The organism is Pseudoalteromonas sp. 1_2015MBL_MicDiv, assembly GCF_002407505.1.
Taxonomy (GTDB): Bacteria; Pseudomonadota; Gammaproteobacteria; order Enterobacterales; family Alteromonadaceae; genus Pseudoalteromonas; species Pseudoalteromonas fuliginea.
The window spans coordinates 960,382-983,097 of record NZ_CP012737.1 but is presented as its reverse complement, the minus strand read 5'-3'; the positions used below and the strand labels follow the sequence as shown (position 1 = coordinate 983,097).

Below are 22,716 nucleotides of genomic sequence, written 5' to 3'. Positions count from 1 at the left end.
GCAGCCTAAAATATTTAATTAAATTTAAATTATCGAATCTGCAAAATACTTTGCTGGATTGTTGAGTTAACTTCAAGCGCTCGCGAGTTAGCTTGGTAATTACGTTGAGCTGTGATTAAATCGACAAGCTCATTAGTTAAATTAGTATTTGATTGCTCAAGTGCTGATGAGTTAATACTACCAAATGTACCTGACCCTGCCTCACCTGCAACAGGCTCACCTGAGTCAATACTTTGCTTCCAACTTGTGTCGCCTATTTGTGATAAACCTTGCGAATTAGGAAAGCGAACCATAGCTATCTGGCCAAGGTATGTTGAATCACCGTTACTGTATGAAGCAACTAGTTTACCGTCGGTGCCAATATCAATTCCAGCTAAACGACCAACAGTCGAACCATCTTGATCAAGTGCTTTAACTTCAAAACCACTTGAATACTGTGTTGGTATACGTCCTGCCGTATTGTTTTCATCACGCCAATTAAGCTCAATACCTGTGCCTGGGAATGTAGCACCATTATCAAGCATTGTAGATAAACCAGTACCAGCACCAGCAGGTAGGTTTATCTCATCAAAAGTGGTTAGGTTTGTATTTGCTACTCCGCCTGTCGTTGCAGGTAAACCACTTGAATCAAAACCAAGAGTTGTGATCGGTGCATAAGGGGTCGTGGTTTGTTCTGCGCCCGAAGTTCCATCAACTACCTTTCCATCAAGTGTCGCATACACATTCCAGCTATTATCTGTACCACCTGAAGCTGCGTCAGGTTCTTTTACAAAAAAGTATTGCAATATATGCGGCTCACCTAACGAGTCATAAACTGTCGTTGATGTAGATGAGTTATAAGTACCATTGGATGTAGGATCAAAATCTATACCCGGTGCATCAGCTGTAGCATCTAAATTGAACGATAAGAATACATTTTCTGTAGCACGAGGCGAACCTGATGAATCTGGTATTTGAACTGGGTTTGTCGTACTCAAACTCACTGATGTTGTATCACCGGTTGATGAATCTACAGGGAATGCTTGTAAGAAATTACCCTTAGCGTCAACCATAAAATTATCTTGGTTTAATTTAAATGCACCGGCACGAGTATAGGTTAAATCTTGCGATGAAATATCATCGGTCATCGCAAAATAACCTTCACCTGTAATAGCTAAATCTAAAGAGTTATTAGTAAACTGCAGTGATCCTTGGTGAAACTGCTGTGCAACCATCGTCGTTTGCACACCATCACCATTTTTAGTCCTACCTGCGCTAAATACTGACGATGCATAAACATCGGCAAACTCTGCGCGTGACTCTTTAAAACCGGTAGTATTGACGTTCGCAATATTATTTGCTGTTACATCTAAATCTTTTTGCGCGGCAGCAAGGCCTGTTAATGCAATATTGAAGCTCATAATTCACCTCTAACCTATCAATCTGAAGCCTGCTGGCAGGCAAAAAATACTAAAATTAATTATGCGATTTCTGCGACATCCGTCAGCCTAACCGCACCTTCTTTAGTGTTAATAATAATGCCACTTGAGCCGTTAATATTTACACTTTCAATGTTCTTAAAAGTAGCAACGGGTAAACTTGAAAATTCACCGTTAGTACTTCCTTCAGCTGTTATTGTGTATTCACCTTCAGGTAAACGTTCGCCGGCTTCGTTGTTACCATCCCAAGCAAAGCGAATTGCTCCAGCTGCCTGAGAACCCATATCAATCGTTCTTACTAATTGACCTGATTCGTCAGTTACTTTGATTTTAAGGTTATCCATAGCTTCTTCTGCTACTGCTGAGCCTCTAGCATCACCCGTTTCATTTAAATCAAGGGTATTTGACTCTAGTAAAGCCTGCTTACCAACAAGCGTTGAGGCTTGTAATGCAGAATTAGACGTCATCGAAGAGGCTAAAGATTCAAAGTTAGTATTTAAATCTGTAATGCCTTGCGCCATAGTAAAACTAGTCATTTGCGCAATCATTTGATCATTGTCCGCAGGGTTACTGGGATCTTGATACGATAATTGCTGCGTCAACAACGAGAAAAAATCTTCTTGTGTTAACGCGTCACTCTCATCTTCGCTGCTAGCTACTTGCTGCTCTTGCCAACGGATTGAGTCTAAATAGGATGAAGATGTACTTATATCGTTATTCATAACCTACCCTCGGTTACCGCTGACCTAGCAGCAGTGTTTTACTTAACATTTGCTTAGCTGCATCTGCAACTTGCACGTTTGTTTCATAAGAGCGAGAGGCAGAAATCATATTAGCCATCTCCTCAACAACATTAACGTTGGGTTTATAAATATAGCCATTTTCATCCGCACTCGGGTGATTTGGATTATACTCAATCTGTAATGGAGCACTGCTTTCAACAATGCCTAAAACTTTAACGCCAACGGCGGAGCCCTGTTGATTACTTGCCGATGCTGAAGCTTTGGTAAGTTCAGCAGCAAATACAGGTTGTCGCGCTCGGTATGTTTTGTCTTGAGAAGAACTAATCGTATTCGCATTAGAAATATTACTTGCGGTGGTATTTAAGCGTACATTTTGTGCGCTCATACCTGAACCTGCAATATCAAATACATTATATAAACTCATAATTTTTATCCTTGACTACCGAGTGCTTTATTCAGACCTTTAAATCTGCTGCTTAAAAATTGCAAGCTGGCCTGATACTCCATAGCATTCTGTGTATACAAGTTTCGTTCCACTTGTATATCAACCGAGTTACCATCGCCCGTATCTGCTTGATTTGGTAAGCGAAATAATTCTGAATCATCCATACTACGAGTACCACCACCGATGTGTTTATCGTTAGTTCGTACCATTGTATTGCCGCTTTGCTGGTTTGATCTTGCCGCTTTTAATGCAGAGGCAAAATCAATATCTTTTGCTTTGTAGCCCGGCGTATCAGCATTCGCAATATTAGTTGCAATTACTTCTGCTCGTTGTGAACGGATCAACATAGCCTGCGGATGCACACCTAATGCCTTATCAAAACTGATAGCCATAACCATCTCCAAAAAATTGACTTACCTTGAATAAAGCAAAAAATACGCCATTAATACTAGAGTGGTGATTATTTATATAAGGGTATGTATTAAAAAGAAAAATGACGCTAGGCGCGTCATTTATATAGGGAAGGAGTTACTATTACAGCTTTTTTTGATAAATAATGCCAGGGTTGCATCGTACCATGTCAAATTCACTGCTTAAGCCTGTCATTGACTCTGATGCACCCAAAAATAAGTAACCTTTAGGATTCAGCGCTTGAGCAAATTGACTAATAATTTTAGCTTTTACTTCTGGGGCAAAATATATAAGTACATTTCGACAAAATATAATATCGAATTTACCCATAAGTGCGTAAGAATCAAGTAGATTTAAATGCCTAAAGCTAACTTGCTTTTTTATCGAATCATTTACTTGAGCCATACCATTGCCGCTATCTTTAAAAAACTTTTTACGGCGCTCAGCAGAAAGACCTCTTGCTAAAGCCAATGCATCGTATTCACCATTTTTACACATATCAAGCATCGTATTAGAGATATCAGTGCCAATAATTTGCGCCCCCATCCGTAACACATTAGGTTGCTTTGCTTGAAACTCAGCAACAGACATTGAAATAGAGTATGGTTCTTGACCAGAAGAACTCGCTGCCGACCAAATTTTTAGTGGTCTTCTTAGCTCCTTAAATTCCGGGAAAAGCTTATTTTGAAGCAATTCAAACGGGTATTGATCTCTAAACCACAACGTTTCATTCGTAGTCATTGCGTCTACAACCGCAGCTCGAAGCTGTCGCTCATGAGGACCCAGCGTTTTGCTAACCAGCTCTGATAAAGATTCTACATTAAATCGAGTCATTAACGGCGCAAGTCGGCTTTTCACCAAATATTGTTTATTTTCACCTAAAACGATCCCGCATTGCTGCTCCAAAAACGAACGAAACTGATCGTATTCACTTTGCTGCAAATCTTTATTATTCAAATTAGTAACACCTATTTTTATTAATCACAATGAACCCATTTTTTCACAGCAGTTGCTAGTTCATCTGGGTTAAATTTTGCAATAAAGTCATCAGCCCCTACTTTTTCAATCATCGCCTGATTAAAAACACCACTCAATGAAGTATGTAAAATAACATGTAAAGGGGCGAGTTTAGGATCTGCTTTAATTTCTGCCGTTAACGTATAGCCATCCATTTCAGGCATTTCAACATCAGATATAAGTAAAGCGACACGTTCGGTAATATTGTCTTTACAATCTAATTCAGCTATTTCTTTTAACCTTATTAAGGCTTCTTTACCATTTTTAGCTAACTCAGTTTGAACACCAAGTGGCTCTAGCGCACGTTTAACTTGGTTACGCGCAACAGCTGAATCATCAGCAATAAACACAATTCGCTCACCCAAGTCTTTTTGAATATCGCCGCTAGCTGCTACATCAGCACTTACTTCTGTGTTTACAGGGCAAATTTCGTTAAGAATCTTTTCTACGTCTAATATTTCGACCAGTTCATTTTCGATTTCGGTTACAGCGGTTAAATATGAATATCGGCCAGCACCTGATGGAGGCGGCATTATTTTTTCCCAATTCATATTAACAATACGCTCTACCCCACCCACTAAAAAACCTTGCACTGAGCGGTTATATTCAGCAATGATAATAAAACTGTCTGTTATGTTTTCTATTGGTCGCCCACCCACGGCCATAGAAAGATCTATCACCGAAATAGTCTGGCCGCGAATATGTGCAACACCACGAATATAGGCGTTTGACTTTGGCATACTTGTTAGTGGAGGGCATTGTAATACTTCCCTCACCTTAAATACGTTTATACCAAAACGCTGCCGACCCCTGAGCTTAAATAATAGTAATTCTAGGCGGTTCTGCCCAACCAACTGGGTGCGCTGGTTTACTGAGTCTAAAATGCCTGCCATTCAAATCTCCTAAAGAAAACAAATAATACGGAATGATAATTGCTTTCTATTTATAAAGCTTACATAACATCACGGGAGCGTCTTCTTTTTGACGCAAAATATTTATACCCTGTTTGAAACCATAAGCATAGTCGAAACATTATGAGTTTGTTAAAAAAAGTCAGAAGATACAGTGTTTTTTATTTTGTTGCTAGCCTCAGCTTCGCTTTACCCCTGCACGCAAAAGTCTTTAATAAAGATTTATTACAAGAGATCGCAATAAGTTATGTCGCCGATCAGATTGGTTCTACAGAAAATACTAAAATACAATTAAGTGCTTTACCACTTGATAGTCGTATTCCTGATCGAACCTGTCAAAATGCGCTCGAGTTACTAATCCCAAGTGAGCCGCCATTTAATCGACAAGTTACATTACAAATAAAATGTAACGATACTCAAAATTGGTCTCAGTACGTGCATGTAAGAATAGTTGAAATGGCACCTGTTGTGATCGCTAACGCAAATTTAGTGCGAGGTGAAGTAATAACAAGTTCTCACTTAAGTATTGAAATGAAACCAACACATTTTGTTAGAATGCAGTATTTAGATAACCCAGAAATACTTATTGGAAGTAGGAGTAAACGCAACATAAGAAGCGGGATGCCTATATTACTTAACCAAATATGTATGGTGTGCAAAGGTGATTCTGTAAACATTTTAGCTAACCTTAGAGGGTTGAAAATAAAGACAACGGGAGTTGCTTTAGAGGACGGAACAATTGGAGAACAAATACGTGTTAAAAACAAAAAAACGGGTAAAGTTTTAAATGCACGAGTGGATGGTGTAGAGTCGGTGCAGGTAAACATTTAATTCAAAATTATGCTAAAGTATTCTTCGTAGGTGCCGATATGTTGGCATAAGTTGGGTAATATACAGGTTTATTATTATGGTCAGTCAAGTTAATTCAGGTAATCAACAAACTGCTGCTTTAGCTAATACTAAGCAACAAAAAGTTGATTTACAAAGAGATAATGTAAATACGCAATCACTTCAGTCTGCTTCACCTAAGGCCGCCAGTGACTCAGTAAGTCTAACGCCGCAAGCGAAAGAATTAAAAACGTTGCAAGAAAAAGCGCAGCAATCGTCTGGTTTCGACAGTGATAAAGTTTCAGAACTAAAAAAAGCAATTACTGAAGGTAAGTACCAAATTGACAATGAAAAGTTAGCTAAAAACTTAGCTAGTTTCGAGTTTGACGTATATGGCTGATCATAACAGTTTAATTATCGTCAAGCTGAACGAGCAAGAAAAATGCTTAGATTCATTAGCCACCTTATTAGATGATGAGCTGACCGCGATTGCGTCTCGACGTGGCGAAGGTTTGAAAGAAATTGCTCAACAAAAAATGCCTTTTTTAACTAAGTTAAATTCTCTTGATAAAGAATTAAATAAACTCATTGCTAATAACGACGAACTGTCAGATGAAGTTCCTGATTTAATTTCCATTGTGCGTAGTAAGCTTGAAAAATGTAAAAAACAAAATGATGTAAATGCACATGCGGCGCATCAAGCACAATTGAGTGTTAAACAATTGAAAGAGATTTTAATTGGTGCTCCTTCCTCAACTACATACGATCAAGCCGGTGGCGAAGTAAACACCAACAGCCAACTTGTACGTAACCTAAAAGCCTAAATTGATTGGGTATAATAAAAAGTCATCATCCCTAATTAAATAAATTTAGTAATACGTTACTTTCTTTACTTCTCGAGGCTTAACTTCACCTATATATAAATCGTGAACACGTTTCATATTTAATTCAAGCTCAGTTACATAAGTATCATCTACAGCATACGTTTTAATTACTTGCGCCCCTTTTATAATCCCCTGCACTTTACTTTGTAAATAGTCATCTTGCGCTATTGAGCCTGCAACAGTAGTTCCGGCGGTAATTTTTTGCCCGTAAACTTGTTCTGTTAATTCTCGATAAGCCTCCAGCTTTGACGCTTTAATAGCCATTAGTTGCTTTTGCGAACTGTTAACGCCCTTTTGCAAGCTGATAGGCGCATAACCAATCGCTTTTATAATAGGGTAATTATTTGGCGCTACATATTTATATTCAACATGTTTATCAAACACGCTACTGCAACCACTTAGTGCTAAGCACCCTAGTGTGATAGATAATGATATTGCTCGCATTGTACATCGTCCTAATAAACTAATTATGTAACTATATGCACGTTTAATGCCATTTATAGTATTAAAAACAACGTTGGTATAGTCCTTGCTCTAAACACACTACTAGCTAAAGTTTAATTGGAGTAAGTGTATGAAATCGTTTTTATCATCAGTATTTGTAGGATTAAGCGCAACTGCTTTATTAACGTTTTCACCTTTCACAAAAGCGCAGTGGTATGAATCGACTGGGCACGCACTTGTTCAAAATGGGGATATGAGCGCAGCCAAATCTGCCGCTATAAAAGACGCAATAACCCAAGCTTTAGTATTTTCAGGCGCAAGAGTAAGCTCAGTGCAAACCTTGGTAGATGGCGTGTTAATGCAAGATCAACTTAAAATTAGTAGTCACGGTGAAATTCAAAAAATTGAGCTTATAAGCGAAAATAAATACGACGATAAATTTGCAATCACACTGCGCTTAGACATTTTCGCTCAAACAGAACAATGCCCGCAAAACAGCTTTAATAAATTTTTAGCTGTAACCCAAAGCCAGCTTAATCATCGCGAGCAAGCAAAAATGGGTCAAATTTTTGACATAGATAAAGCGGTTAGCAAAAATATTTTTTCGGCGCTGCAAAAATCAAAAATGAGTGCAATACCTGTTGCCTATTACAAAAACGCTATCAAAGTTGATAAATATTTTACTCAACAACATGATTACTCCACTGCTCAGTTAGAAGAAATTGCAACTCGCAGCAACGCTCAATATGTTTTATTAAGCCAAATAACAAACCTATCGACCAGTAATAAACTCAATAGTGAATATGCGTTTTGGCAAGATGAAAGCTACCAGCGTAGCTACCAAATAGAATTAACATTGTTTGATGGCACAACGTACGAGCAACTTTGGCAAAATAGCTATCAAAGCCAAGCAATTTGGCCATTCGAAAAAACAGCCATAATTGATGTAAACAGTGATAGATTTTGGCAATCACCTTTTGGGCAAAGTATAAGTGAAATAAATCACTCTTTAAGTTACGACATACAAGCTGCAATGGCGTGTTTACCAACGCAAGGTAAAATAATGCACATTGAAAACAGCAAAATAGTCTTAAATTTAGGTAAAGCACACGGTTTACAAAAAGGCCAACTGCTCAGCATTGCACATCATAATTACTTAACGGATGCAGCGGGTAATATCATGCCGCATAAAGTAACCACACTTAACACCATTCGCGTTGAACAGCTTTATCAACAAAGTGCCATTGCGGTAAGTATTGATGACAAACCGCTACCAGGCGTGCAAATAAACGATGTAGTAGAAATAATCAGCCAAGATTTTTAATTAACCTTTTTAGTTAATTTAGCTTTTAAATTAGGGTGAGCAGACAACCACTCGCCCAATTGTTCTACACCAGATAAATGCGGATAATGCTTTCTGCATGCAAATACCACATTACGCTGCTGATTAGGAAATATAGGCATGTAGTCAATACCCGCCCGCTCTGTGCAAGCAAGCTTTGGTACAAATGTAATACCGTCATCCATGGCCACTAACGCTAATAATGTTTCTAAACTATTACCTTTATACTGATTAGATACATCGACTCCTGCAGAAAAACAAAACTTTTGGGCTTGATCTTTAAAGCAATGGCCATCACTTAACATTAGTAGGCTGCATCCTTGAAGGTCGCTTAACGCCACTTTTTTATGCTTAGAAAGCGCGTTATCTTGTGATACCGCCACTAAAAAATCTTCTTTGTATAGAGCAACCGTATGATAATTAATAAGTTCTGGCACATCGGCTAAAATAGCAAAGTCGAGTTCGCCATTATTTAAAGCTTCTAAAATTGTTGCTGTTTGCATCTCAATAAACGAAAACTGACTATCAATAAATGCCGCTTTCATTGATGTTAATAACGCAGGCAACAAGTAAGGCGCAATGGTAGGAATTATACCAATGGTTAATTTGCCTTGCAGGGGTTCATTTGATGTCGCGGCTAATTCTTTCAGTATTTGTGTTTGCTCTAAAATCAGCTCTATTTGCGCCAATAAACGAGCGCCTTTACTCGTAAGAGTAACTTGCTTGGTGGAACGATCAAATAAAACAACACCCAGCTCTTGTTCAAGTTTTTTTACTTGCCCACTTAATGTAGGCTGGCTAACAAAACAGGCATCAGCAGCTTTACGAAAATGTTTATAGTGCGCGATTGCTTTTACATATTCGAAATCTTTTAAGTTCATATTCAGCTCCACCTGATAGTTTATAGCTATCAGTTTAATACAAACAAACGATTGGAACTATATTTAATTATTCACCATAATGTCTATCAACAAATCAAGAGGAACATAAACTATGTTAAACAATATCGAAGGTCAAACTATCCCAAGTGTTACATTTGCAACTCGTGAAAATAACGAATGGAAATCAGTAACAACAGATGACATTTTTAAAGGTAAAACGGTTGTAGTGTTTTCACTACCAGGTGCATTTACACCAACATGTTCATCAACTCACTTACCGCGTTACAACGAATTAGCAGGCGTACTTAAGCAAAACGGCGTTGACGAAATTGTATGTTTATCAGTAAACGACACCTTTGTAATGAACGCATGGGCTGAGCATCAAGAAGCGCAAAACATTACTTTATTACCAGATGGCAACGGCGAATTTACTGACGGCATGGGCATGTTAGTAGACAAAAATGACCTAGGCTTTGGTAAGCGCAGCTGGAGATACTCTATGCTGGTTAAAGATGGTGTAATTGACAAAATGTTCATCGAACCAGATTTACCAGGCGACCCGTTTGAAGTATCTGACGCAGACACAATGCTTGACTACATCAACCCTAAGCAAGCTAAACCAGAACCAGTAAGCATCTTTACTAAACCTGGCTGCCCTTTCTGTAAAAAAGCGAAAGATCTACTTGCAGAAAAAGGTTTCGCCTATGAAGAGATTGTTATGGGTGCAGGCGCATCACTAACAAGCCTTAAAGCTGTATCTGGTCGTGATACTGTTCCACAAATATTTATTGGTGGTAAACACATTGGCGGCTCAGACGATTTAGAAAAATACTTTGCTTAATTAAGTAAAAATTAACAGGGGCCTATTGCCCCTGTTTAATAAAGGATACCTACTATGAAAGAATTGCAAACCGATGTTGTTGTTATAGGCGCAGGTACAGCAGGTTTAAGTGCTTATCGTAATGCTAAACAGTTCACACAAAATGTATTAATGATTGAATCAGGCCCATATGGCACAACATGCGCACGTGTTGGTTGTATGCCTAGTAAATTATTGATTGCAGCCGCCGAAGCCGCACACGCAATTGAAATGGCTCCTGCATTTGGTGTGCATAGCTCAAAGCCAGTCATTGACGGCAAAGCAGTTATGGCACGCGTAAAAAGTGAACGAGATCGTTTTGTAGGATTCGTAGTAGAAGCCGTAGATGAATTACCAGACGGTGATAAGATTCGTGGTTACGCTAAATTTTTAGGCACAAACCGCGTACAAATAGACGACCACACAATTATTACAGCAAAACGCTTTGTAATTGCAACCGGTTCACGCCCTTCATACCCTAGCGTATTTAATAACTTTGGCGACAAACTTATTATAAACGACGACGTATTTGATTGGGATGACCTACCAGAATCAGTCGCTGTATTTGGCCCTGGTGTAATAGGTCTTGAAATTGGCCAAGCACTTAGCCGACTAGGCGTAAATGTAAAACTATTTGGTGTAGGCGGCGCAATTGGTCCACTTACAGACCCAGTCGTAAAAGACTACGCAAATACCGTTTTTGCTGAAGAATTTTTTGTAGATACCGACTCAAACGTATCTGACATGACGCAAGTTGGCGACAAAGCACAGCTAACTTATACCGACAAACAAGGTGAAAAACACACCGAACAGTTTGACTACGTACTTGCAGCCACAGGCCGAGTACCTAACGTAGATAAACTAGGCCTTGAAAACACCGGTATTGAACTTGATGAACGCGGCGTACCGCACGCAGACACACACACAATGCAATGTGGTGAGTCGAACATATTTATAGCAGGCGATGCCAGCAACATGCTACCACTGCTACACGAAGCATCTGACCAAGGTGCTATTGCGGGTCAAAATGCAGGGCGCTTTCCAGATGTGCGTATAGGTCTGCGCAGAGCTAAAATTGCAGCTGTATTTAGCGACCCACAAATAGCAATGGTAGGCGAAAGCTACAAGCAAATTACTGACCGATTAGGCCCATGCGGTTGTTTTGAAGTAGGCGAAGTCAGCTTTGAAAACCAAGGCCGTAGCCGAGTAATGCTTAAAAACAAAGGTCATATGCGTGTATATGCAGAGCAAGGTACAGGCTTATTTTTAGGTGCAGAATTTATTGGCCCACAAGCCGAACACATCGCTCACTTATTAGCTTGGGCTGTACAAAACAAAATGACCGTACCACAAATGCTTGATATGCCATTTTACCACCCAGTAATTGAAGAAGGGTTACGTACCGCCCTTCGCGACTTAAACGCCAAACTTAAATTTGGCCCAGACATTGTAAACTCATGTATGGAATGTGGCCCAGGCGCATAAACTGCTCATTGCACATACACTTGCTAACAAAGGCCAAAGTATTTACTTTGGCCTTTTTATTTTTATAAATTTTTTAAAGCAGACCTCTCAAATAATATATTTACTGTTACACTCAATTGATAACTCAATTAAAATGATGGAATAGCTATGTCCAATAATAAATTTAGACTTGTTACACGCAGTGATTTTGATGGCCTAGTATGCGCCGTCCTTTTAAAAGACTTAGACCTAATTGACGACATTTTGTTTGTTCATCCAAAAGACATGCAAGATGGTAAAATAGACATTACCGAAAACGACATTACCACCAACCTTCCCTACGTTGCAGGTTGTCATATAGCGTTTGATCATCACCTTAGCGAAACCGTACGTAACTCAAACGACATTAAAAACCATATTATTGATCCGCAAGCCCCTTCGGCTGCACGTGTAGTTTATGACTATTATGGTGGCGCTGAAAAATTTCCGAACATCTCAGTTGAAATGATGGACGCCGTAGACAAAGGTGATGCCGCTCAGTTTTCAAAAGACGAAATATTAAACCCAACAGATTGGGTATTAATGAACTTCATTATGGATGCACGCACAGGGTTAGGCCGTTTCCGTGAGTTTAAAATTTCAAACTACCAATTAATGATGAAACTCATTGACGCCTGTAAAAACCAAAGCATTGAACAAATACTGCAAATAGAAGATGTAGCCGAACGTGTTGCTTTATATAACGAGCATAACGAAAAAGCAAAAGAGCAAATTACTCAATGCGCCACTGTCCATAAAAATTTAGTGGTACTTGATTTAACCCAAGAAGAAACTATTTACGCTACCAACCGCTTTGTTATTTACGCCATGTACCTCAACTGCAACATCTCAATTCATAAACTGTGGGGCCTTAAAAAGCAAAACGTAGTGTACGCAATTGGTAAATCAATCACCAACCGTACCTCAAACACCAATGTTGGCGAGCTATGCTTAAAATATAATGGTGGCGGGCACTTAAATGCAGGTACTTGCCAAGTAGAAACAAGCCAAGCAGAAGCCGTACTTAGTGAGTTAATCGATACAATTACAAGTGATGGTTAGGCATTAAAATTTAGCATTTTTTAAACTATTAATAGAGCGAGTAAATTGACGTTTACTCGCTTTTTTTGTGTATAAAAATAATAAAGCATACTTACAAAGCTATTACGATGGAGAACTCATACTCGAAGTAAAAGGCTGATTAAACTGATTAAACAGGACAGCCACTCTATCTAATTGTACAAATAATATTGTGTCATTAAATTTACTTTTTTGACCAAGAATTCATTTCTTTTTATATTATTATTTTTCGGGGGGATTACCAAATAAGCCATTATCACTGTTAAACTTAAATTACGCGCATGAAAATAGCTGCATCATTGCAGTTTTAATTTTTATTGAGTTGTTTAAACGTTATGCGAGTAGCTTTTCGCAGTTACTTATATTCGCTCGCCGTTTTCGGTTTAAGTTTTCACAGTAACTCACTTGTGAAGTGGGCCTCCCTACTGCACCGTGAAATACGCGTGTAAATTGTGTGGTGAGTTTTAACCAGTTTTCGGGGGAGATATTTACTCTTTCGAGTAAGGGTAAGCGTGTACTTTCAATATACCCGCGTTTATCTTCTCGCATACAACGCCCTGTTAACTCAACAAGTTCAAGATACGATTTAAGCTCAAACGGGAGTCCTTTTGGCATTATTTGACGTGGCATGCCTGCAAAGCGGAGCAGTTGTTTTGGTTGCTTGCCTTCGTTTGCCCGTGTTAAGCGTTGTTTGATGCTGGTATGGTCTGATTCCTCTGGTGTATTTGCCATTTTGGCTCTGATGGGATTTAAATCGACATACGCCATACAGGCGGCAAGTGCTGCTTCATCTAATAATGCTTGGGATCTAAATCGTCCCTCCCAAAAACGGCCAGTACAGTTATCTTCTTTATTTGCTCTGCGCGCAATGTCTTCATTTAATAACCTCATAAACCAGCTAATACTTGATAAGCGCTCTCGGTATTCCTTTACTGTTTGATTAAAAAAGATAAGTTCAGCTTTACTTAGCTTTTCACCTTGTACATATTTCTGCGTTAACAATGTGCCTTTACAGAGTTTATGCCAGCGAATAACAATCGCTTTATCATTCAGCCTGTTTGCTTTTTTATCATCAACATACAGTACTAAGTGAGTGTGATTACTCATCACTGCATAAGCGCATACATCAATACAAAATACCTTAGCTAATTCAAGCAGCTTATCTTCAACCCAACCTCTACGATGCTCATAAGATTGACCGGTGAAATGGTCTTCGCCACATAAAAAAGCACGGCGAACACAACGTGAAATACAGTGATAATATTTTGTATCGACCAAACTTACTTGGCGCTTTCTTGCGATTGCCATGTAACACCCTGCTTGTTTTTTGCACTAAATAAAGCCTAGTACTTCGTTTCATAAAGTGCAAAATTAGAATGGGTGTCTTTGTTTGTTACAAAAATTAGAATGGGTGCCTTTGTTATTCTTAATAAAGTGCAAAATTAGAATGGGTGTCTTTGTTGTTTCCACCTCTACGATGCTCATAAGATTGACCGGTAAAATGGTCTTCGCCACATAAAAAAGCACGACGAACACAACGTGAAATACAGTGATAATATTTTGTATCAATCAAACTTACTTGACGCTTTCTTGCGATTGCCATGTAACACCCTGCTTGTTTTTTGCACTAAATAAAGCCTAGTACTTCGTTTTACAAAGTGCAAAAATTAGAATGGGTGTCTTTGTTGTTTTCAACCTCTACGATGCTCATAAGATTGACCGGTGAAATGGTCTTCGCCACATAAAAAAGCACGGCGAACACAACGTGAAATACAGTGATAATATTTTGTATCAACCAAACTTACTTGACGCTTTCTTGCGATTGCCATGTAACATCCTGCTTGTTTTTTGCACTAAATAAAGACTAGTACTTCGTTTTACAAAGTGCAAAAATTAGTATGGGTGTCTTTGTTGTTTTACATTGTTGTTTTGATTAGTTCACTATTTGCCAGATTGGCAAAAAAGATCTTAACTTGGAGTTCTGTAAATAACTGTACTTTCTTATGAATTACTTCTAAATCAAGTAAATTACTATAATTTTAAAAGGAAAAGCTTTATTGTTCTTATGTAGTTGTTAGTTACAGCTAAGTACTGTATGTACAACCAGTTGAATTTAAATTAAAATCATCACACTAATAAAAAGGATTAAAAAATGGCTGTGATTCAAAGATTCGTAATCCATGAACTTTTCAAAGATAAAAAACCAGATATTGCCACTGATTTACTGGATTTAGATAACTCTATCATTCTTGATTTAGCAACACAGCTTATAAAAATAAAAGAAAACCGTACAGCGGTGCTATGGGGACAGTTTAAGGAAAATAGAGATTTTCCAAAAGGTTTGATAGATTTAAATAATGAAGTAGATGAAAGCAAAAGAAGTAACTTATTCCTTAGTCTCACAAACGCTACAATGCAGTCATTACACAAAGAGATTAACCATACAAATAGTAAAGGTGGCTATATTTGCTTCATTGAATATGGGTCATATAATGATACTAGATTTATGGCTGCTATGATAAAAAATACAGCAGGTATAAAGTTAACAAACTTAAAACCGACTAAAGAAATTCATGTAGATCTAAGCAAACTACATCAAGCTGTTGATGTGAATACAAGTGGCTACTTAAAGTCATTAAATGGCAATTACGAAAAAAATTACCTTAGCTTTATAGGTAAAGGCAAAGATACAGACTATTTTGCTAATGCATTTGGGTGTATTGATAGAATCACACCAGCCAGAGCTGTAAACAAAGCTCCTATTGTTTTACGAGATTTTTTAACTCAGTTTAAAGTAGACAACTCCTCATTAAAGAATGCTAGAGCCCAACTCGTCAAATATTTATCTGATAATATTGATAAAGAAGTTCACCTTTCAAAAATTGAAGAAATAGCTGTTTCATACCTCCCAGATACGTGTTCACAAGAAGAAAAAGAAAGTTTCTTGGCGTTTAGTAAACAAGAGAAATATGAAATGCCTGCTACATTTCAGGCTAGAAAGGATAATGTTAATAAGCTTGCAAACATATACTACTCAACTGAAGTTTTTAATTTTAATTTTAATCAAGACAAAATAGGCCTGGTTGGATCTTCCTCGGATTCAAATAAACCAATTCTTTTTAATAAAGAAACTAATGATGTAATTATCAAAGGTGAAATGATTACCCTTGAGGTCAAAGAGGCTATATATCAAGCAACCTTATTAAATAACAACAAAATAGATATAAATGAACGCTCTTAAACTATTTGAATCCACAGTCGAATTATATTTAACTGAGCCTGATTCATTTGCATGTTTAAATGGAACGTTATCTTTAGTTGACTCTAAAGAATTAATTCTGTCTGAGAAACAAGCTAACTTACTTATAGTCATTATTGACCACAGTACTGAATTTAGAAACTTTGACTTACAAATAGATTTTGTTGAAGCAAATAAGGAAAATATAAGACCCGAAGCTACATGTAATAATTTAAAGATTGAATTTAACTTGTACACTGGAAATCAATTCTGTTTTTATAAAAATGAAATGCATCTATTTAGTAATCTTTCAAGCTCTTTAATTAAAGGGGAAAGCTTACCTAAGTATTTCTATCTAATAGAGAAAAACTACAAAAGCTGTAGTGAATTAGATTTAAAATCAGTGCTTAAATTCGATGAAATTATAAAGTGGATAAATTTTTTAACTCAAGCCTCTGATATAGATAAAGAAACAGCTGACGGATTGATCCTATACTTTTTCATAAAAGGTGAAGATGATAAATTTGCTAAGCCTTTAGAGATAAAAATAAACAATCTTCAGAAGCTAGTTAACCTAGAAGATATTTCTCCTATTGATGATATTTCGATGCTTATTTCTAAGGATGATCATGGTAATTTACACCATCAGGATAGGCAATCATTTTTTAAATTGGCACTTGTAGATACACTACGAAAAGTTATTACTAGCGACACTAACGATGATTTGAAACCTCGCATACTATTTGAAAATTTAGATAAAATTAAAAACTCTTACTATGAACATTATGAAGTCTTCATACATAACTTTGCTATTGGTGAATTTCAACTACAAGTGGAAGAAAAAGGCTTTGAATATGCGGAGAAGGTAAGCTCTGTCTTAAATGATATACAAATAAGACTATACGCTATACCTATTGTTTTAGTTAGTTTAGGTGCATTAGCAAAAGTTGATGACATCTATAGTTATACTTTTGTGATTAGCGGGGTACTAATTACTGGTCTTTTCAATAGTTGGATGATAAACGACCAAATCCTGAGGTTAGAACAAATAGAAAAAAGTAGTGAATTTGCCTTTAATCGCCTTAAAGATGAATGCGAAGAAAAGCTTGAGACTCAACCGGTACTTAATAATTTAACAGATATTGTTAATAATATAGGAAATAGGATAGCAGACCGAAATACGAAGATTCGCTATTATAAAATTTTATGTTGGTTACCAACCTTGATTGCGACTGTGCTATTACTTTTAAAAGAAAGAGCAGCAATTTCTAACTTTTTTAATTTAGACTTCATAAATACCCCTGTATCACTCGATGATTTCCTCTGTGTATTCTCATCTCTATCGAAGGTAGTGTATTTTTTTCTCTAATAAGCTTATAACTCAAATAGCTTTCACGGTGCTACATATGTGCTACACAGAAATTAAATAGAGTGGAAGTTAAAATATAACTCATTGATTTAATTGGTAGCCCCTGCAAGAATCGAACTTGCAACTGCCCCTTAGGAGGGGGCCGTTATATCCATTTAACTAAGAGGCCACAAATAAGCGTGTGCTTAGAGGTGTGAATTATAACGGTATCTGGTTTTTTATATCAAGCGACAACTGAACTTAATTGCTTGATAAGTATATATCTTCTTTATTTAGTACGTATAACGGTATTAATTTTCGGCTAGTGGCAACAACTTGCTTGGTGTCTATGTTAATAACACGCGCATTGACCGCAACGCCATTACGTCGATAAATTAAAGTACCTGCAAGTACGTGGCTGGCCATTTGGTCTTCATTAAGTTTTGCTATATCACGCGATAAAACAAAGTCGCCACGGCTATTTACGTCTATGGTTTCTGTGGTTTTAAAATCAACAACACCATAACCAAATTTTTGTAATTGATGGATTAAGGTTTCAGATATTTGATTACCAAGCTGATTCGTGTTGTTTAGTGTGGCATCTAAATTAACTAAGGTTGTAACCGCAATATTTAAATGCGCATTAGTATCATTACCTGATTCGAGGGTGTCGACTAGATCGAGGGCCATTTGCTCTACATAATTAACCAATGTTTGATGGTGGTTAAGGGGCATAAATTGTTGTGATGAATCGTATTCGTCATGTACATCTACTTTAGCCGACGACAGCATTTCCGGTGTTTGCTCATGCTGTGTGCTTACATCTACGCGGGTATTTGTGTTTTGTTGCTGTTGAGTAATGTGTGTCATAGAACACCCTGCCAATGCTAGCATGCTAAAAGCGCTAAGAACGCTGTTTAATGTATGACGCATAATCACCTCACTCATCCGCTTGCTTAAGCATTATGCCATCAGTTCGGTAGCTGCTGTTAAGCGCATCAACAACTGACTGAGGAATAAAGCCTTGTGCACTGCCTACAACCGCTTTACTTTTTAAACCAACAATACGAGCATTTACTAATACCCCCCCTTGGTGGCTCACTAAGGTACCGGCTAGGACGTAGTTAAAGTTTTGATCTTGATTTAACTCTAAATAGTCGCGACTAAATACAAAGTCACCCGCCGGTGTTACTCGCATAAAGTCGGTTGTTTTAAAATCAATGACCGGTATACCAAAACTATGCAGTTCGTGCATAAAGCTTTCTGATATCTGATTTCCTAATAAACTGCCATCGTTGTAGTTATCATCTAAAAATACAAAGCTTGAAACAGCAAGTGGTGTTTTATCATTTACGTACTGTAAGTTTTCGACCATGTCTTGCATTATGCCACGCACGTAATGGTTAATATTTTTACGCTTGGCGGGCATTGATTTAGTGTAGTTATTTTGCTCAACCAACCCAGACTGAAAAAGTTGATTATTTACAACAGGCGACGCAACTTCGCGTTGCTCACTTACAAGCATTACAGGGCTATTGCTTTGCGGTTCTTCTACTTGTTCTGACTCCATGCCATTAAACATTTGCGAACAGCCAAATCCCAATGGCAAACATAATGTAATTAGTAGGTTTCTCATTTTGTGCTCCAAATTAGTATTCGCTGCGGTATAAAAGGCCGTCGCGCTGCTGAATTTTTTCATTTCCCCACATTACATTAATAGGGATCTCGGTACTGCCTGCTGATAAAACTTGTTTGCTGTTTATATTAACTAGTCGCGCATTTACTATATATGCATGCTGCTGACGAGTCACAGTACCGGTAACTATTAAGTCAATTTTTTGACGTTCACGTAATTTATTTAAATCGCGACTTAGTACATTATCGGCATTACTCGATAATGTTATATTATTGTCTAATCTATACTCTACCGTATGGTAACCAAGCTGGGTCATTTGGGTTAATAGACTTTCTTGGATTTGTTGGCTAAGCCCTGAAGCTTGCTCTGTCATTAACTTGGTGTCGAGCCCATCAGCAAAATAAAAGCTACTTACACCAATGCGGGAGTTACGACTTAACGGCTCTTTTAAATGACTAAGCTGCACTGTTAGCGTATTTACATAATCATTAACTGTGTAAGGTGCCATAGCCGCTTTAGGAGCGTGTGTGCTTATAATTGGCGCTGGTTGCGGTATCAAACTGCAAGCGGCTAAGTTAACTAATAATAGGGGTAATAAAAGGCGCATAATTGCCATCCTCTTTCAAATATACAAAAGATGAAGCAATTATTATGCCTAAAAGGTGTTTGAATAATTTTGCTAGTTAACCTACACCAATGCTTAACCTAAACCCGATTAACATGCCTACCTCAACTATTTGTTTAAACTATAGTTTAATGGGTTTATCTGTGTAACTACTTACTATGCAATCGAGTTTATAAAGTTTAAATACTTCGCAATCTGCTTTGGCGTTATTTAACTTTTGATATGAACCCAGTTTTAAGCGGTAAAATGTTTTATCGTTAATACGGATTTGCTCTACGTTAGTCTCTATTTTTTTTCTAAACAATGGAGCTGCCTGTATGTTCAGGTTTTGCCATACTTTTTTTAAGCTTGGCTCAGAGCTAACTGATGCCACTTGTAATGAAAATGAATGCTTAAGCGTATTTAATTTTACAGCCCGTTTTTTACTGTAGCTATGTTTAGGCGCTTTCGAAAGCGCCTTTATGGTATGAGCAGCTGTAGGATTGCGTGTATCAGCACGAGTATAACGTTGGTTGGATTGCGTTATCGCTTTAGTGTTAATAATGTCGATATGGTCAACTAAATAAGTGATCTCTTTTTCGAGCCTTAAAATACGCTCAAGGCCCGCTCTAGCTTGTTGCCATTGCATTGCTGCATCTTTTAACTGAGCAAGCTCTAAGGCTGTGATTGACACATATTCTGGTAAATTATTTGGTTGCTCTAACTGGTTTACTTCTGATGTAGAAGCACAGGCAGTACAAAATACAAACGTTAAAAGACTCAGAATTATATTTTTATTATTATTTTTATGTTTAAACATGTATTCGTTATCCTGAAAGCAGTGTAATTACACTTACATTTCAGCTAAACATTCTTATAAATTATACCAATTCGCTTAATTAAACATTATTGCAAGTTGGTACTAAGTGTTTAACTTTAAATAGGCCATGGGAACAACTCATTTCAGCTTTAATTGTGTTTTAAAAAACAATTAACGCGGGTCCCTTTATCCTTAAGAAAACATTTAATACAAATTTAGTGCCAATTAACACAAAAACAACAATATAACTTAAAAACCGCGCATTTAAACATATTCAATCCTTAAAATAACAACAGTTTTTGAGTTGTTGTATTTTTAGATACTACGTTTGCAACAGTGTATTTAACCCACAATTTCGATAATAACTTCATCCCCAAAAGCTATTGACGCGTAAATTAGCCTTGTTTTCACTGAAAACCTCTGGCTAGAGAAAATAAATATAAATATCACCATAATTCAATATGTTAGTATATCTCTTAACCAGAGCTCTGGTTAAACATTAAAAAAGGCGCCATGTTGGCGCCTTTTTATTATTAACGTTATCTTTTAAATTAAATCAACGCTTTAATAAATGCTTTTAGTTCATCTGCAAATTCATCACGGCGTAGTGCAAATTCAATAGTCGCTTTTAAATAACCAACTTTACTTCCACAGTCGTGGCTACGGCCTTTTATAGCGTATGCATCTACTTTTTCGTGCTCCATAAGCATCGCAATTGCATCTGTTAACTGAATTTCATCGCCTGCCCCTTGCGGAGTTTTTGCAAGTAAAGGCCAGATATTTTCACTTAACACATAACGACCCACTACCGCTAAGTTTGATGGTGCTTCGTCTACAGGTGGTTTTTCTACCATATTCATAATTGGCGAGCTTTCGCCCTGCTTTAACTCAACGTCACCTAAATCAACTACACCAAATTGGTTTACTTGTGCCATTGGTACTGGCTCTACCATAATTTGGCTGTGCTTGGTTTCGTTAAAGTGTGCGATCATTTCTGCTAAGTTATCTTTTTTAAGATCGCTCTCTACATCATCAATAATTACGTCTGGTAAAATAACTACGAATGGTTCGTTACCAATAATCGGTGCCGCGCAGCTAATAGCATGCCCTAGGCCTTTGGCTTCACCTTGGCGTACGTGAATAATGGTTACGTCTTTAGGGCAAATAGCTTGCACTTCGGCAAGTAATTGCCGCTTAACACGCTTCTCTAAAGTTGCTTCTAGTTCAAAACTGGTGTCGAAGTGATTTTCGATTGAGTTTTTACTTGAATGCGTTACTAGCACTATCTCTTTAATACCGGCAGCAACTGCTTCATTAACTACGTATTGAATTAAAGGACGGTCTACCACTGGAAGCATTTCTTTAGGAATTGCTTTTGTTGCTGGTAACATGCGAGTACCAAGGCCCGCTACGGGGATCACTGCTTTCATTATGTTTTCCTTAATCTTTTATTATACTGAAAATGGATATTGAATCGCTTCGTGGCATTGATAGCCTGTTACTTCGAAATCGTCTCGTGTTACCCACGTTTCTATATCTTCTAACGATTTAATTTTTGGATTAATTTTTAGTTGAGGCGATGCAAATGGCTGACGTGTTAACTGCACATCTCGCATCAACTCAAGTTGGTTTTCATAAATATGTGCATTGGCAATTTTATGGTATGCCTTACCCGCTTTATGACCAGTAATTTGAGCTACTAGCGCCAATAATACAAAGCATTGTATTTGATTAAAGTTCAAGCCAAGCGGCACATCACAACTGCGCTGATAAGACGTTAAATATAAGGTATCGCCAAGCAACGAAAAGGTGTGCGTATGCATACACGGGCGCAAACAACCAAGCTCAAATTCGCCTGGGTTATAAAACGTGATTATCTCACCACGGTCATCAATGCCATTTTTTAAGTTATTAATAACTTTAGCGAGCTGATCAAGTGTTGAACCATCTGGGCGTTGCCAACCACGCCCTTGTACGCCGTAAACGCGTCCCATGTCGTCCTCACCTTTACGGTTAGGATTATTAAGCCATGCGTTATTATCGTTCGCATTAGCATCCCATGTTTTACAGCCAATATCACGAAACTGCCCAGCACTGTCGTAACCACGTAAGTAACCTAGTAATTCAGCAATCGCTGCTTTGTAGTAACTTTTTCGTGTGGTGATCATCGGAAACTGATTATTAGCTACATCGTATTCTAAATCAGCATTAATTACAGTTAAACAACGCGTGCCTGTACGTTTGTTTTCTACCCACTGCCCTTCGTCAACAATACGCTGACATAACTTTAAATATTGTTTCATG

At 37.6% G+C, this 22,716-nt stretch carries 24 protein-coding genes, 1 tRNA gene and 2 pseudogenes; 9 read left to right on the top strand and 18 right to left on the bottom strand.

Translation table 11 applies throughout. The annotated features are described in order from the left end of the window. Nucleotides 1-29 precede the first annotated feature (29 nt). The 6 genes from flgE to AOR04_RS04335 all read right to left on the bottom strand — a co-directional run bounded on the left by flgE (nucleotide 30) and on the right by AOR04_RS04335 (nucleotide 4,927). A complete protein-coding gene (gene flgE, locus AOR04_RS04360) occupies nucleotides 30-1,400 on the bottom strand; it encodes a flagellar hook protein FlgE (protein ID WP_096792638.1) in 1,371 nt (456 codons plus the stop codon). 59 nt (nucleotides 1,401-1,459) lie between these two features. Then, on the bottom strand, nucleotides 1,460-2,140 hold the full coding sequence (locus AOR04_RS04355) for a flagellar hook assembly protein FlgD (RefSeq protein ID WP_007378708.1): 681 nt from the start codon (nucleotides 2,138-2,140) through the stop codon (nucleotides 1,460-1,462). 13 nt (nucleotides 2,141-2,153) lie between these two features. Then, nucleotides 2,154-2,585, bottom strand: a complete 432-nt coding sequence (gene flgC, locus AOR04_RS04350) for a flagellar basal body rod protein FlgC (RefSeq protein WP_007378709.1) — start codon at nucleotides 2,583-2,585, stop codon at nucleotides 2,154-2,156. A gap of 5 nt (nucleotides 2,586-2,590) precedes the next feature. Further along, a complete protein-coding gene (flgB, locus tag AOR04_RS04345; protein ID WP_007378710.1) occupies nucleotides 2,591-2,998 on the bottom strand; it encodes a flagellar basal body rod protein FlgB in 408 nt (135 codons plus the stop codon). 142 nt (nucleotides 2,999-3,140) lie between these two features. Then, entirely contained in the window at nucleotides 3,141-3,974 is an 834-nt protein-coding gene (locus AOR04_RS04340; protein WP_007378711.1) for a CheR family methyltransferase, read from the bottom strand. A gap of 20 nt (nucleotides 3,975-3,994) precedes the next feature. Next, complete coding sequence (locus tag AOR04_RS04335) at nucleotides 3,995-4,927, bottom strand: chemotaxis protein (protein ID WP_007378712.1); 933 nt, start codon at nucleotides 4,925-4,927, stop codon at nucleotides 3,995-3,997. 141 nt (nucleotides 4,928-5,068) lie between these two features. Between AOR04_RS04335 and flgA the strand changes: the two genes are divergently transcribed. From flgA to flgN, 3 genes are all read left to right on the top strand, one after another. Beyond that, on the top strand, nucleotides 5,069-5,776 hold the full coding sequence (flgA, locus tag AOR04_RS04330; protein ID WP_007378713.1) for a flagellar basal body P-ring formation chaperone FlgA: 708 nt from the start codon (nucleotides 5,069-5,071) through the stop codon (nucleotides 5,774-5,776). 76 nt (nucleotides 5,777-5,852) lie between these two features. Next, nucleotides 5,853-6,173 carry a flagellar biosynthesis anti-sigma factor FlgM gene (gene flgM, locus AOR04_RS04325; RefSeq protein WP_007378714.1) on the top strand — a complete coding sequence of 107 codons (321 nt, stop codon included), beginning with the start codon at nucleotides 5,853-5,855 and terminating at the stop codon, nucleotides 6,171-6,173. After that, nucleotides 6,166-6,597, top strand: a complete 432-nt coding sequence (gene flgN / locus AOR04_RS04320) for a flagellar export chaperone FlgN (RefSeq protein ID WP_096792637.1) — start codon at nucleotides 6,166-6,168, stop codon at nucleotides 6,595-6,597. The genes flgM and flgN overlap by 8 nt, the downstream gene beginning before the upstream one ends. Before the next feature lie 45 nt (nucleotides 6,598-6,642). Here the strand turns inward: flgN and AOR04_RS04315 are convergent, their stop codons facing one another. Beyond that, complete coding sequence (locus AOR04_RS04315; protein WP_007378716.1) at nucleotides 6,643-7,101, bottom strand: LPP20 family lipoprotein; 459 nt, start codon at nucleotides 7,099-7,101, stop codon at nucleotides 6,643-6,645. A 130-nt stretch (nucleotides 7,102-7,231) separates the two neighbouring features. On the opposite strand from AOR04_RS04315, the gene AOR04_RS04310 reads away from it, so the two are divergent. Then, complete coding sequence (locus tag AOR04_RS04310; protein ID WP_033040956.1) at nucleotides 7,232-8,425, top strand: flagellar assembly protein FlgT; 1,194 nt, start codon at nucleotides 7,232-7,234, stop codon at nucleotides 8,423-8,425. Here the strand turns inward: AOR04_RS04310 and AOR04_RS04305 are convergent. Beyond that, a complete protein-coding gene (locus tag AOR04_RS04305) occupies nucleotides 8,422-9,324 on the bottom strand; it encodes a LysR substrate-binding domain-containing protein (RefSeq protein WP_007378718.1) in 903 nt (300 codons plus the stop codon). The genes AOR04_RS04310 and AOR04_RS04305 overlap by 4 nt on opposite strands. Nucleotides 9,325-9,436: 112 nt before the next feature. Here AOR04_RS04305 and AOR04_RS04300 point away from each other — a divergent pair, with 112 nt between their 5' ends. The 3 genes from AOR04_RS04300 (at nucleotide 9,437) to AOR04_RS04290 (ending at nucleotide 12,748) form a co-directional block, all read left to right on the top strand. After that, complete coding sequence (locus tag AOR04_RS04300) at nucleotides 9,437-10,165, top strand: glutathione peroxidase (protein WP_096792636.1); 729 nt, start codon at nucleotides 9,437-9,439, stop codon at nucleotides 10,163-10,165. A 54-nt stretch (nucleotides 10,166-10,219) separates the two neighbouring features. Further along, nucleotides 10,220-11,668 carry a dihydrolipoyl dehydrogenase gene (locus tag AOR04_RS04295; RefSeq protein ID WP_096792635.1) on the top strand — a complete coding sequence of 483 codons (1,449 nt, stop codon included), beginning with the start codon at nucleotides 10,220-10,222 and terminating at the stop codon, nucleotides 11,666-11,668. 147 nt (nucleotides 11,669-11,815) lie between these two features. After that, nucleotides 11,816-12,748, top strand: a complete 933-nt coding sequence (locus tag AOR04_RS04290) for an exopolyphosphatase (protein WP_096792634.1) — start codon at nucleotides 11,816-11,818, stop codon at nucleotides 12,746-12,748. 351 nt (nucleotides 12,749-13,099) lie between these two features. Here AOR04_RS04290 and AOR04_RS04285 read toward each other — a convergent pair whose 3' ends face one another. The 3 genes and pseudogenes from AOR04_RS04285 to AOR04_RS04275 all read right to left on the bottom strand — a co-directional run. Continuing rightward, the gene (locus tag AOR04_RS04285; protein ID WP_007377502.1) at nucleotides 13,100-14,074 is read right to left on the bottom strand and encodes a transposase; all 975 of its coding nucleotides are present in this window, start codon (nucleotides 14,072-14,074) and stop codon (nucleotides 13,100-13,102) included. A gap of 160 nt (nucleotides 14,075-14,234) precedes the next feature. Next, a pseudogene (locus tag AOR04_RS04280) lies at nucleotides 14,235-14,369 on the bottom strand (Mobile element protein); the annotation flags it as partial. A gap of 91 nt (nucleotides 14,370-14,460) precedes the next feature. Next, a pseudogene (locus AOR04_RS04275) lies at nucleotides 14,461-14,595 on the bottom strand (Mobile element protein); the annotation flags it as partial. A 323-nt stretch (nucleotides 14,596-14,918) separates the two neighbouring features. On the opposite strand from AOR04_RS04275, the gene AOR04_RS04270 reads away from it, so the two are divergent. Together AOR04_RS04270 and AOR04_RS04265 are read left to right on the top strand one after the other, a co-directional pair. Next, the gene (locus AOR04_RS04270) at nucleotides 14,919-16,007 is read left to right on the top strand and encodes a nucleoid-associated protein (RefSeq protein ID WP_096792633.1); all 1,089 of its coding nucleotides are present in this window, start codon (nucleotides 14,919-14,921) and stop codon (nucleotides 16,005-16,007) included. Next, nucleotides 15,994-17,373: a hypothetical protein gene (locus AOR04_RS04265; protein WP_096792632.1), complete on the top strand. Its 1,380-nt coding sequence runs from the start codon at nucleotides 15,994-15,996 to the stop codon at nucleotides 17,371-17,373. The genes AOR04_RS04270 and AOR04_RS04265 overlap by 14 nt, the downstream gene beginning before the upstream one ends. 94 nt (nucleotides 17,374-17,467) lie before the next feature. Here the strand turns inward: AOR04_RS04265 and AOR04_RS04260 are convergent. The 7 genes from AOR04_RS04260 to AOR04_RS04230 form a co-directional block, all read right to left on the bottom strand. Beyond that, a tRNA-Arg gene (locus AOR04_RS04260) sits at nucleotides 17,468-17,542 on the bottom strand. A gap of 71 nt (nucleotides 17,543-17,613) precedes the next feature. Beyond that, nucleotides 17,614-18,285: a FlgO family outer membrane protein gene (locus tag AOR04_RS04255; RefSeq protein WP_096794081.1), complete on the bottom strand. Its 672-nt coding sequence runs from the start codon at nucleotides 18,283-18,285 to the stop codon at nucleotides 17,614-17,616. Between the two features lie 7 nt (nucleotides 18,286-18,292). Then, the gene (locus tag AOR04_RS04250) at nucleotides 18,293-18,988 is read right to left on the bottom strand and encodes a FlgO family outer membrane protein (RefSeq protein ID WP_007377506.1); all 696 of its coding nucleotides are present in this window, start codon (nucleotides 18,986-18,988) and stop codon (nucleotides 18,293-18,295) included. Between the two features lie 13 nt (nucleotides 18,989-19,001). Then, nucleotides 19,002-19,595: a FlgO family outer membrane protein gene (locus AOR04_RS04245; RefSeq protein ID WP_096792631.1), complete on the bottom strand. Its 594-nt coding sequence runs from the start codon at nucleotides 19,593-19,595 to the stop codon at nucleotides 19,002-19,004. A 139-nt stretch (nucleotides 19,596-19,734) separates the two neighbouring features. Beyond that, nucleotides 19,735-20,412: an SPOR domain-containing protein gene (locus AOR04_RS04240; protein ID WP_096792630.1), complete on the bottom strand. Its 678-nt coding sequence runs from the start codon at nucleotides 20,410-20,412 to the stop codon at nucleotides 19,735-19,737. A gap of 551 nt (nucleotides 20,413-20,963) precedes the next feature. Continuing rightward, a complete protein-coding gene (galU, locus tag AOR04_RS04235) occupies nucleotides 20,964-21,842 on the bottom strand; it encodes a UTP--glucose-1-phosphate uridylyltransferase GalU (protein ID WP_007377510.1) in 879 nt (292 codons plus the stop codon). Between the two features lie 21 nt (nucleotides 21,843-21,863). After that, nucleotides 21,864-22,715 carry a thymidylate synthase gene (locus AOR04_RS04230; RefSeq protein WP_007377511.1) on the bottom strand — a complete coding sequence of 284 codons (852 nt, stop codon included), beginning with the start codon at nucleotides 22,713-22,715 and terminating at the stop codon, nucleotides 21,864-21,866. Nucleotide 22,716: the final 1 nt, after the last annotated feature.

Excerpts from the sequence above, each read along its gene's own strand:
- AOR04_RS04295 (WP_096792635.1), top strand. The coding sequence starts at position 10,220 with ATGAAAGAATTGCAAACCGATGTTGTTGTTATAGGCGCAGGTACAGCA.
- galU (WP_007377510.1), bottom strand. The coding sequence starts at position 21,842 with ATGAAAGCAGTGATCCCCGTAGCGGGCCTTGGTACTCGCATGTTACCA.
- flgE (WP_096792638.1), bottom strand. The coding sequence starts at position 1,400 with ATGAGCTTCAATATTGCATTAACAGGCCTTGCTGCCGCGCAAAAAGAT.
- AOR04_RS04335 (WP_007378712.1), bottom strand. The coding sequence starts at position 4,927 with ATGGCAGGCATTTTAGACTCAGTAAACCAGCGCACCCAGTTGGTTGGG.
- flgM (WP_007378714.1), top strand. The coding sequence starts at position 5,853 with ATGGTCAGTCAAGTTAATTCAGGTAATCAACAAACTGCTGCTTTAGCT.
- AOR04_RS04310 (WP_033040956.1), top strand. The coding sequence starts at position 7,232 with ATGAAATCGTTTTTATCATCAGTATTTGTAGGATTAAGCGCAACTGCT.
- AOR04_RS04315 (WP_007378716.1), bottom strand. The coding sequence starts at position 7,101 with ATGCGAGCAATATCATTATCTATCACACTAGGGTGCTTAGCACTAAGT.
- AOR04_RS04240 (WP_096792630.1), bottom strand. The coding sequence starts at position 20,412 with ATGTTTAAACATAAAAATAATAATAAAAATATAATTCTGAGTCTTTTA.
- AOR04_RS04355 (WP_007378708.1), bottom strand. The coding sequence starts at position 2,140 with ATGAATAACGATATAAGTACATCTTCATCCTATTTAGACTCAATCCGT.
- flgA (WP_007378713.1), top strand. The coding sequence starts at position 5,069 with ATGAGTTTGTTAAAAAAAGTCAGAAGATACAGTGTTTTTTATTTTGTT.
- flgC (WP_007378709.1), bottom strand. The coding sequence starts at position 2,585 with ATGAGTTTATATAATGTATTTGATATTGCAGGTTCAGGTATGAGCGCA.
- AOR04_RS04270 (WP_096792633.1), top strand. The coding sequence starts at position 14,919 with ATGGCTGTGATTCAAAGATTCGTAATCCATGAACTTTTCAAAGATAAA.
- AOR04_RS04265 (WP_096792632.1), top strand. The coding sequence starts at position 15,994 with ATGAACGCTCTTAAACTATTTGAATCCACAGTCGAATTATATTTAACT.
- AOR04_RS04305 (WP_007378718.1), bottom strand. The coding sequence starts at position 9,324 with ATGAACTTAAAAGATTTCGAATATGTAAAAGCAATCGCGCACTATAAA.
- AOR04_RS04290 (WP_096792634.1), top strand. The coding sequence starts at position 11,816 with ATGTCCAATAATAAATTTAGACTTGTTACACGCAGTGATTTTGATGGC.
- AOR04_RS04245 (WP_096792631.1), bottom strand. The coding sequence starts at position 19,595 with ATGCGCCTTTTATTACCCCTATTATTAGTTAACTTAGCCGCTTGCAGT.
- AOR04_RS04300 (WP_096792636.1), top strand. The coding sequence starts at position 9,437 with ATGTTAAACAATATCGAAGGTCAAACTATCCCAAGTGTTACATTTGCA.
- flgN (WP_096792637.1), top strand. The coding sequence starts at position 6,166 with ATGGCTGATCATAACAGTTTAATTATCGTCAAGCTGAACGAGCAAGAA.
- AOR04_RS04230 (WP_007377511.1), bottom strand. The coding sequence starts at position 22,715 with ATGAAACAATATTTAAAGTTATGTCAGCGTATTGTTGACGAAGGGCAG.
- flgB (WP_007378710.1), bottom strand. The coding sequence starts at position 2,998 with ATGGCTATCAGTTTTGATAAGGCATTAGGTGTGCATCCGCAGGCTATG.
- AOR04_RS04285 (WP_007377502.1), bottom strand. The coding sequence starts at position 14,074 with ATGGCAATCGCAAGAAAGCGCCAAGTAAGTTTGGTCGATACAAAATAT.
- AOR04_RS04250 (WP_007377506.1), bottom strand. The coding sequence starts at position 18,988 with ATGAGAAACCTACTAATTACATTATGTTTGCCATTGGGATTTGGCTGT.
- AOR04_RS04255 (WP_096794081.1), bottom strand. The coding sequence starts at position 18,285 with ATGCGTCATACATTAAACAGCGTTCTTAGCGCTTTTAGCATGCTAGCA.